Source organism: Ornithinimicrobium panacihumi (assembly GCF_052073805.1).
In the GTDB taxonomy this organism is placed as follows: Bacteria; Actinomycetota; Actinomycetes; order Actinomycetales; family Dermatophilaceae; genus Ornithinicoccus; species Ornithinicoccus panacihumi.
On the sequence record NZ_JBQGWG010000029.1, the window covers coordinates 24,496 to 31,897 of the forward strand.

Below are 7,402 nucleotides of genomic sequence, written 5' to 3' on the forward strand. Positions count from 1 at the left end.
CCGGTCAGCCTCCGGCGAGGCCCGAACGCACCAGGGCCACGTGCAGGGCGAGCATCGTGGACAGCAGCTCGGCCTCGATCTCCTGTGGATCCGGCCCGTCGACACCTCGGGCGTGCCTGCGGCGGGCCGGCTCGAGCACCTGCTGGGCCAGACCGATCTCGCGGTCGGCGCCGATGCGGAAGGAGCGCAGGTGCCGCGCCTCCATCCCGTAGCGCGACAGCGCCGCCGCGGCGGTGGCGACGTCGAGGTCGTCGGCGTGGTGCCGCCCGGTCGCGTCCGTGCGCAGCAGGCCGTAGGCCTTGAGCTGGGCGTAGGCGCCGGTGTCCAGGCCGGTGCGCTCGCGCAGCTCGGACGGTGTGAGCCGCACCGCGCGGCGGCGGCGCAGGGCGCTGGCGCTGAAGTCGGCCACCGGGGCTCTGCGGCCCTCGGGGCCGCCGGCGGTGGCGCTGCCGGTCCGGGCGCCGCCGTCGCCGGGCTCCCCTGTGGCCGCGGGGTCGTCGGTCTCGCCCGACCCCGACGTGGTCAGCCCGGGGACGTCCAGGCCCTGGTCCAGACGGTCCAGGGCCTCGCGGATCACCTTGAGCGGCCAGAAGCGGTCGCGCTGGGCGGCGAGGATGAATCGCAGGCGCGCCCGGTCGGCGTCGTTGAACAGCCGGTAGCCGGAGGCTCGCCGCTCCGGCGAGATGAGTCCCTCGGTCTCCAGATAACGGATCTTGGAGACGGTGAGGTCGGGGAACTCGGGCTGGAGCTCACGCAGGACGGCCCCGATGGAGATCCCGTCGGGGCCGTGCTGCTCCGCGCGTGCTGCCGAGGTCACGACCGGGCGCGGTAGTAGACCAGACGGAACTTGCCGATCTGCACCTCGTCGCCGACCTGGAGGGCCTGGTCGTCGATGCGCTGCCGGTTGACGTAGGTCCCGTTGAGGGATCCCACGTCGCGGACGCGGTAGCCCTCACCGTCACGGGCGAAGACCGCGTGCCGACGGGACACCGTGACGTCGTCCAGGAAGATGTCGCTGTGCGGGTGGCGCCCGGAGCTGACCTCCTCGGCGTCCAGCAGGAAGCGGGCGCCGGTGTTGGGCCCGCGCAGCACGATCAGCAGCGCGGTGCCGGGGCGGAGCGCGTCGACGGTGCGCTGGTCCTCCGGCGAGAGCCGGGGCAGCTCGTCGTCGAAGGTGTACTCGGCCGCCGACAGGTCTGCGCCGCGCTGGAGTCGTGCGGTCGCCGGGTCGTTGCCGAGATCGTGGTGCTCGGGGTCACGGTCGCTCACGGGCTGACCTTCCTGGGTGTGCGTGGATCGGGCCCTCACTGTAGTGCAGGGTCCGGACGGATGTGCTTGGCGCTCAGTCGAGCTGGGCCTCGTAAGAGGCGGAGTCCATCAGTCCGTCGAGCGCCGAGGCGTCCTCCAGCTTGATCTCGTACATCCAGCCCTCGCCGTAGGTGTCGGTGTTGAGCAGCTCGGGAGTGTTATCGAGCGCGTCGTTGGTGCCCACCACCTCGCCCGCGACCGGGGCGTAGATGTCGCTGACCGACTTGGTCGACTCGACCTCTCCCACGGAGTCGCCCACCGCGACGGTGTCACCCACGGACGGCAGCGAGACGTAGACGACATCGCCCAGCGCGTCCTGGGCGTAGGCCGTGATCCCCACGCGGGCGACCCCGTCGCCCATGTCGCGGACCCACTCGTGGTCGGAGGTGTAGCGCAGGTCGTCGGGGTACTGAAGGGTGCTCATCGCTCTCCTCGTGATCGTCGCTGGCGGTGGCGGCGCTGCCACGTCGTGTGTGCCAGCCCTACCCTATGCGTTGCCGGTCCGGCCTGACTAGGGCAGGGCGGTCACTGCTCGGCGGTCGGCGAGACCGGCGTGGCGAACTGCGCCTCTGCCGGTGTGTGCACCGCGTCCACGAGCAGGCGCTCGCTCTCGGTCACGTCCACCGTGGCCCCGGCGCCTCGCAGGCTGTCGGTGAACCCGCCGGGGATCGCCATGGCGCCGGCGAGGGTGTGGGCGTCGCCCACCGCGAGGATCCGGTAGGGAGGGGTCAGGGCACGGCCGTCCAGCACGATCTCGCCGTCCGCGCCGATCCCGACGTGGCTGGAGGCCACGACCCGGGTCGCCCCGATCTGGATCGCCTCGGCCCCGGCGTCCCGGAGCTCCTGGATGGCGTCCAGCAGCATCGTCTGGGTGATGGCGGACGTCGGGTCGCTGACGTAGACGGTGATGCCCGGGCCCTCGACGGGGACGGTCCCGGCGAGGATCTGGTAGGACTCGAGCCGCTGCCGGGCCGCGGCCTCTGCCGCGGCGTCGCCCTGCTGCCCCTGCAGCCGCTCGCGGTCGTCCTCGAGCTCGTTGACCTCGCGCTGGAGGGCGTCCACGCGGGTGGAGGCGTCGTCCAGCAGGGCGACCAGCTCGGTCTGGCGCAGCTCGCGAAGGCCGGCCTCGTCGTTGCTGCGGACCTGGGCCACCATCGCCACGCCCAGCAGGACGGTGAGCATGGTGGCCATGACCTGGGTGCGGTTGAGGCGGACCTTGCCCAGGGCGGCCAGACGCCGCCGCGCCTCCTCGACGGTGGGCGGGGCGTGCCCCGGGTGCTTGGAACGGGAGAAGGACGGTGCCATCAGGCTCCCAGCAGGTGGCGCCGGATGGCCGCCGCGTTGGAGAAGATCCGCAGGCCCAGGACCACGACGACGCCGGTGGACAGCTGGGCGCCCACCCCGAGCTGGTTGCCCAGGAAGACGATGAGCGCGGCCACCACGACGTTGGACAGGAAGGAGATGACGAAGACCCGGTCGTTGAAGATGCCCTCCAGCGCCGCCCGGACCGCACCGAAGACGGCGTCGAGGGCGGCGATCACCGCGATCGGCAGGTAGGGCGAGAGCCACAGGGGCACCTCGGGGTTGAGGACCAGCCCCAGGACCACTCCTGCGACCAGGCCGATTACGGGGATCATCGATTCTCCTCGGAGGTGTTCTCGTCGGGCACGTGCCCGACCCTCGTGGTCAGTCGTTCGGCGGGGCCGATCTCGACCGAGCGGTGGAAGGCGTGCGAGGCCTCCAGGCCCAGCTGCTTGCGCAGCTCGTCCAGGTAGGCCCCGGTGACCCCGTTGCCGAGCTCGTCGCGCAGCTTCGCAGGGTCGCCGATAGCCCGGATCTCGTAGGGCGGCGTGAGCCCTCGGAAGTCGACGATGATCGCCTGTCCGGCGAACCGGATCGCCGAGGTGCTGGTGAGGCGGTGGTCGTTGACCGAGATCGCCTCGGCGCCTGCCGACCACAGGCCGTTGACGACCAGGGTCAGGTCACGGGCGTTCACCCGCTCCGCGGGGCGGTCCTCGCTGGCGACCTCGCCGGCCGCCGGCCGCGGGGCGTCGGCCATGGTGATGATCACTCCCGGGCCGCGCACGGCGACGGCACCGGCGAGGGCGCCCGCCTCGCGGACCCCTCCGACGGCCTGCTCGCCCGCCCCCGACCCGGCCTGGGCCTGCTCCAGGGCAAGGATGTCGGCGCGCAGCGCCTCCACCTGGCGGCGGTAGTCGTCGCCCTCCGCCTGCGCCGCCTCGATCCGGGTGACCAGGTCGTCACGGGTCTGGGCGGCGACCGGGTCCGGCGCCCGCAGGGTCGTGGCGGCCACGGTGAGGAGGAACCCGAAGAGCACCGAGGTGACCAGCAGCAGGATCGTGCGGAAGCCGGAGGACCGAGGCAGCCCGGCCTCCTCCCGGGCCTGGGCCGCGGAGTAGTAGCCGGGGCCCAGCGGCGGGTCGAGCACCTCGTCCAGCAGCGCCATGGACGCGGCGGGATTGGGGTCGCGCTCGCCGCGCACCCGCAGCGGGAGCTTCATACCGTCACCTCTCCACGGCGCGCGACCCGCACCATCTCGCGCACCTGCCAGGCGTAGACGAAACCGGTGACCCAGTAGAGGGCGGTGCCCCACCAGGCCAGGGCCCACCCGGTCGACAGCGCGAGCGTGGTCCACCAGCCCTCGACCTGGCCGAAGAGGATCAGGGGGAAGGCGCCCAGCAGGTTGAAGGTGGCGGCCTTGCCGATGAAGTCGACGGGCGGGATGGGCAGGGAGTGGCGCCGCACCGTGGGATACATCGCGCCGATGAAGACGTCGCGACCGACCAGGAGCGCCACCCACCACCACGGGATCGCGCCCACCCACGCCAGCCCGACGAGGGTCGCGGCGATGTAGAGACGGTCGGCGATCGGGTCCAGGATCTGGCCCAGGCGCGTGATGAGGCCGTAGGAGCGGGCGATCCGGCCATCGAGATAGTCGCTGATGCCCGAGGCCATCAGGATGGCGCCGGCGACTCCTAGCCGGCCTTCCACGAGGGCCCACACGAAGGGGACCAGCAGCACCAGCCGGACGATGCTGAGCAGGTTGGGCACGGTGAGGAGGCGGTCGCTGACCGCTCCCTGTTCCCCCGTGCCCGACGTCATGGCCGGAAGTCTAGTTGCCGCGGCTGGGACCGCCGTTAGGCTCGGCCGATGAGCACCGATCTGCCGCGGGAGCTGTCCGCCGACGAGATGGCCGTCCTGCGGGCGATGGTCGATCACGCCCGCAGGCTGGACTCCCCCACACCTGTCACGGACGCCGATCGGCAGCGCTGGCGCGCCCAGCTGCCCACCGCACGTGCCGGGAGACGGTGCGGGTGCGGCACCTGCCCGTCGGTGGACCTGACCGACGAGACCGGCCGCGTCCGTCAGCGGGAGCGGTCGCGGGTCGTGCTGTCCGCCGACGCTCCCGGCGCGATGCTGCTGCTGTTCATCGACGACGACGAGCTCAGCTATCTGGAGCTGGCGCCGATCGACGAGGACGGTTCCTTCGACGCTTTCCCAGACGTCGGCGACCTGGAGTTCTGAGCCGCTCCCCCTGCGTCGCAGCTCGCGCCTGCGTCGTGAGTCACTCCCCGGCCCGCAGGCTGGTGGCGGCACGGTGGAGCTCGCTCTGGAGTTGCACCAGCCGCTCGTTCACGGCGGGCACGTCGGCCTGGTCGATCGGATGGCCGTTCACCGGGGTGATGTAAAGGTCCATGAACCCGCCCATCCCGCCCTAGCCCGCGGCGAACCGCCCCCCTCCGGACGGTCCCTCCTGGCGCAGCCGCGCCTCCTTGACACGCAGCCAGCGGACCCAGCCGTCGATGCCGTAGCGACCGAGGAGCTCGCAGATCTCGTCGACCAGGGCGTGCAGGCGCGCCAGCTGCTCGTCCTGGCCCATCTCTACCCCTTCGTCACGTCCTTCGCCAGCTTCTCACGTCCTCACGTCCTGAGCCGGACGCGGGCCCTTCCATGGAGCCCCGGAGGGCCCAGACTCGCACGTGCCCGGGAAATTCGGGCCGGTCACCCATCTTCGCGGAATTTCCCGGGCACGTGCGAGTCATCTCCTAGCGCAGCGGCCAACGAACCGGGGCGATTCGGAATGCAGTCAGGGGCGGCCCGGATCTCTCCGAAACCGCCCCTGACCTGCTACTTCTCTCGGTCGGGCTGACAGGATTTGAACCTGCGACCCCTTGACCCCCAGTCGGCCCTACCCCGTTATTCCCCGTCCGGGCGGGTCCGGGCCTGTCCAGCGTTTCCGGGGGTTGGGGCGGATCTCGGTGCTGTCCCGTCCTTTCCCGTGGTGGGCAGTTTGTGAGAGACGGTGTGAGAGATCCCGTGAGACTTCCTGCGCTGATTCTCCCGAGGAGTACGGGTCGGGTCTTTCACGGGCTGGGCCACGAGGTGCGCGGGACGGACGCACGTTCTCCTGCCGCACTTCGCCACGACGACACGGGAGGGCGGCACGGGCTGTCCACGGGCCACGGACCAGATCACTCGGGTAAGCAGTCGGGTGGAGACTCCCGGCAGGGTGACGGCAGGTCGGTGGGCTTGTCCGATGACCGGGCCTAGCCAGATCCAGCACCCGTCCTCGGTGGCGTTTGTGGCGACGTGGCGGAGGACTCCGGGGATGGCTCGGAGGACGTCGAACTCTGACAGGCCGGTCACTTCGCTAGGTCCCGGTACCAGTAACGGCAGTCGGTGAGCCAGCCGGGGCCAGGCGGCTCGGGGTGGTCGGCGTACGGGATCGGGGCGGGCAGGTCTGGCAGTCCTGCGAGGCGTCGGTGTCCCCGAGCAAGGGCGACCGAGAGGCGGTGAGCGGCTTCGGCAGTGGCGACGTCGGAGGCGGACGGGTCAACCGACGTCAGGACGTCTTCCCCGAACTCCGAGACGGTCACGCGCCGTACTGGTGGCAGTCCGCTGGAGCGCAAGCGCAAGGCCACGAACGGCCAGACTCCACGACACCAGCCCGTCGACGGGCAGCCTCCAGGCGCTCATGCGCGATCAGGTCCTGGACTTAGCATCCCGTGAGGGCACCATCACCCGCAACGTGGCCCGGCTGGTCAAGCGGCCCCGGCAGCGACGAACCGACCCCCAACGGTGGACAGCGGCGGAGGCGGCACAGTTCCGGGCACACGCGCTCACTGACCGGTTCGCGGCGGCGTGGCTTCTGTCGCTCGCGGGTCTGCGCCGGTCCGAAGTGCTCGGGCTCCGGTGGGAGGACGTCGACCTAGACGCGGGCGTGGTGCGTATCGAACGGGGCCGGGTCGCGGTCACCCCGACGACGGACGCGGTGGACGAGCCGAAGTCGGAGCAGTCGAGGCGGGCCGTGCCGGTCGGTCTCCTGCCCGGTGTCGTGGACGCTCTCCGGGCGTTCCGCACGGTCCAGGCGCGTGACCGTCTGGCGGCAGGCTCGGCATACCGGGACAGCGGGTACGTCGTCGTGGACGAGGTGGGCGCTCCCCCGCGACCAGAGTGGTACTCGGACCGGTTCCGCAGGCTGTGCCGTGACGCTGGCGTGCCCGTCATCCGATTGCACGCGACCCGCCATACGGCGGCCGACGTGCTCCTCCGGGCCGGTATGCCCGCGGTCGACGTCGCGGCGTGGCTCGGACACACCCCGGACGTGCTGCACGAGCGGTACGGGCGCGCCACCGCAGGCGGCGTCGCGGCGGTCGGACAGGCGCTCGCGGCGGCGTACGGCGGGAACGTCGTCGGGCTGTGAGCAGGTACCCGCTGGAGGTCTAGCCACGCGGGTACCGAAGTGCCCTGGGCCACACGGCTCGGGGCACTTGGCGTCTTGGCAACCGGGCGCTCACTCCTGCTCGGGCACATCCCCTTGCACTGTGACACGGATCGGATGATCCCGGGTCCCTCTAAGCCTCGATCCACCGACGGACGTCGTTGAGTGGGGCGTTGCGGACCGCGTAGGCGGTTCTGGGGAGCGGACGTAGGAGATCTCCCGACCTCGCTGTCGGGGTGTTCCACGTACAGGTTTCCTGGGGTCGCGCCGTCGCCGGCTGGGTGGTCAGGTCGTGGCCGGTAGGGGCGGTCCGCAGACGCTGGCGAACAGTCGCTTCCAGGCCTGCTGCCA

11 protein-coding genes are annotated in these 7,402 nt (G+C 71.5%); 2 read left to right on the forward strand and 9 right to left on the reverse strand.

Going from position 1 to position 7,402, the window contains the following annotated elements:
* Positions 1-4: 4 nt before the first annotated feature.
* The 7 genes from ftsR to ACTMMA_RS16995 all read right to left on the reverse strand — a co-directional run bounded on the left by ftsR (position 5) and on the right by ACTMMA_RS16995 (position 4,431).
* Positions 5-817 (reverse strand): transcriptional regulator FtsR, encoded by an 813-nt coding sequence (ftsR, locus tag ACTMMA_RS16965; RefSeq protein WP_441191288.1) that lies wholly within the window; start codon positions 815-817, stop codon positions 5-7.
* The gene (locus tag ACTMMA_RS16970) at positions 814-1,269 is read right to left on the reverse strand and encodes an FHA domain-containing protein (protein WP_441191289.1); all 456 of its coding nucleotides are present in this window, start codon (positions 1,267-1,269) and stop codon (positions 814-816) included. Before ACTMMA_RS16970 ends, ftsR begins: the two co-directional genes overlap by 4 nt.
* A gap of 73 nt (positions 1,270-1,342) precedes the next feature.
* Positions 1,343-1,732: a glycine cleavage system protein GcvH gene (gcvH, locus tag ACTMMA_RS16975; protein ID WP_441191290.1), complete on the reverse strand. Its 390-nt coding sequence runs from the start codon at positions 1,730-1,732 to the stop codon at positions 1,343-1,345.
* 101 nt (positions 1,733-1,833) lie between these two features.
* On the reverse strand, positions 1,834-2,613 hold the full coding sequence (locus ACTMMA_RS16980; protein WP_441191291.1) for a DUF881 domain-containing protein: 780 nt from the start codon (positions 2,611-2,613) through the stop codon (positions 1,834-1,836).
* Positions 2,613-2,945, reverse strand: a complete 333-nt coding sequence (locus ACTMMA_RS16985; protein ID WP_441191292.1) for a small basic family protein — start codon at positions 2,943-2,945, stop codon at positions 2,613-2,615. The genes ACTMMA_RS16980 and ACTMMA_RS16985 overlap by 1 nt, the downstream gene beginning before the upstream one ends.
* The gene (locus ACTMMA_RS16990; protein WP_441191293.1) at positions 2,942-3,829 is read right to left on the reverse strand and encodes a DUF881 domain-containing protein; all 888 of its coding nucleotides are present in this window, start codon (positions 3,827-3,829) and stop codon (positions 2,942-2,944) included. Before ACTMMA_RS16990 ends, ACTMMA_RS16985 begins: the two co-directional genes overlap by 4 nt.
* Positions 3,826-4,431 carry a CDP-alcohol phosphatidyltransferase family protein gene (locus ACTMMA_RS16995; protein WP_441191294.1) on the reverse strand — a complete coding sequence of 202 codons (606 nt, stop codon included), beginning with the start codon at positions 4,429-4,431 and terminating at the stop codon, positions 3,826-3,828. The genes ACTMMA_RS16990 and ACTMMA_RS16995 overlap by 4 nt, the downstream gene beginning before the upstream one ends.
* 48 nt (positions 4,432-4,479) lie before the next feature.
* Here ACTMMA_RS16995 and ACTMMA_RS17000 point away from each other — a divergent pair, with 48 nt between their 5' ends.
* Positions 4,480-4,854 carry a hypothetical protein gene (locus ACTMMA_RS17000; RefSeq protein WP_441191295.1) on the forward strand — a complete coding sequence of 125 codons (375 nt, stop codon included), beginning with the start codon at positions 4,480-4,482 and terminating at the stop codon, positions 4,852-4,854.
* Positions 4,855-4,894: 40 nt separating this feature from the next.
* On the opposite strand, the gene ACTMMA_RS17005 is transcribed toward ACTMMA_RS17000, so the two are convergent.
* Complete coding sequence (locus ACTMMA_RS17005; protein ID WP_441191296.1) at positions 4,895-5,026, reverse strand: hypothetical protein; 132 nt, start codon at positions 5,024-5,026, stop codon at positions 4,895-4,897.
* An 18-nt stretch (positions 5,027-5,044) separates the two neighbouring features.
* Positions 5,045-5,209 carry a hypothetical protein gene (locus ACTMMA_RS17010; RefSeq protein ID WP_441191297.1) on the reverse strand — a complete coding sequence of 55 codons (165 nt, stop codon included), beginning with the start codon at positions 5,207-5,209 and terminating at the stop codon, positions 5,045-5,047.
* A 1,095-nt stretch (positions 5,210-6,304) separates the two neighbouring features.
* On the opposite strand from ACTMMA_RS17010, the gene ACTMMA_RS17015 reads away from it, so the two are divergent.
* Positions 6,305-7,033 (forward strand): site-specific integrase, encoded by a 729-nt coding sequence (locus ACTMMA_RS17015; protein WP_441191298.1) that lies wholly within the window; start codon positions 6,305-6,307, stop codon positions 7,031-7,033.
* The last annotated feature ends 369 nt before the right edge of the window (positions 7,034-7,402 follow it).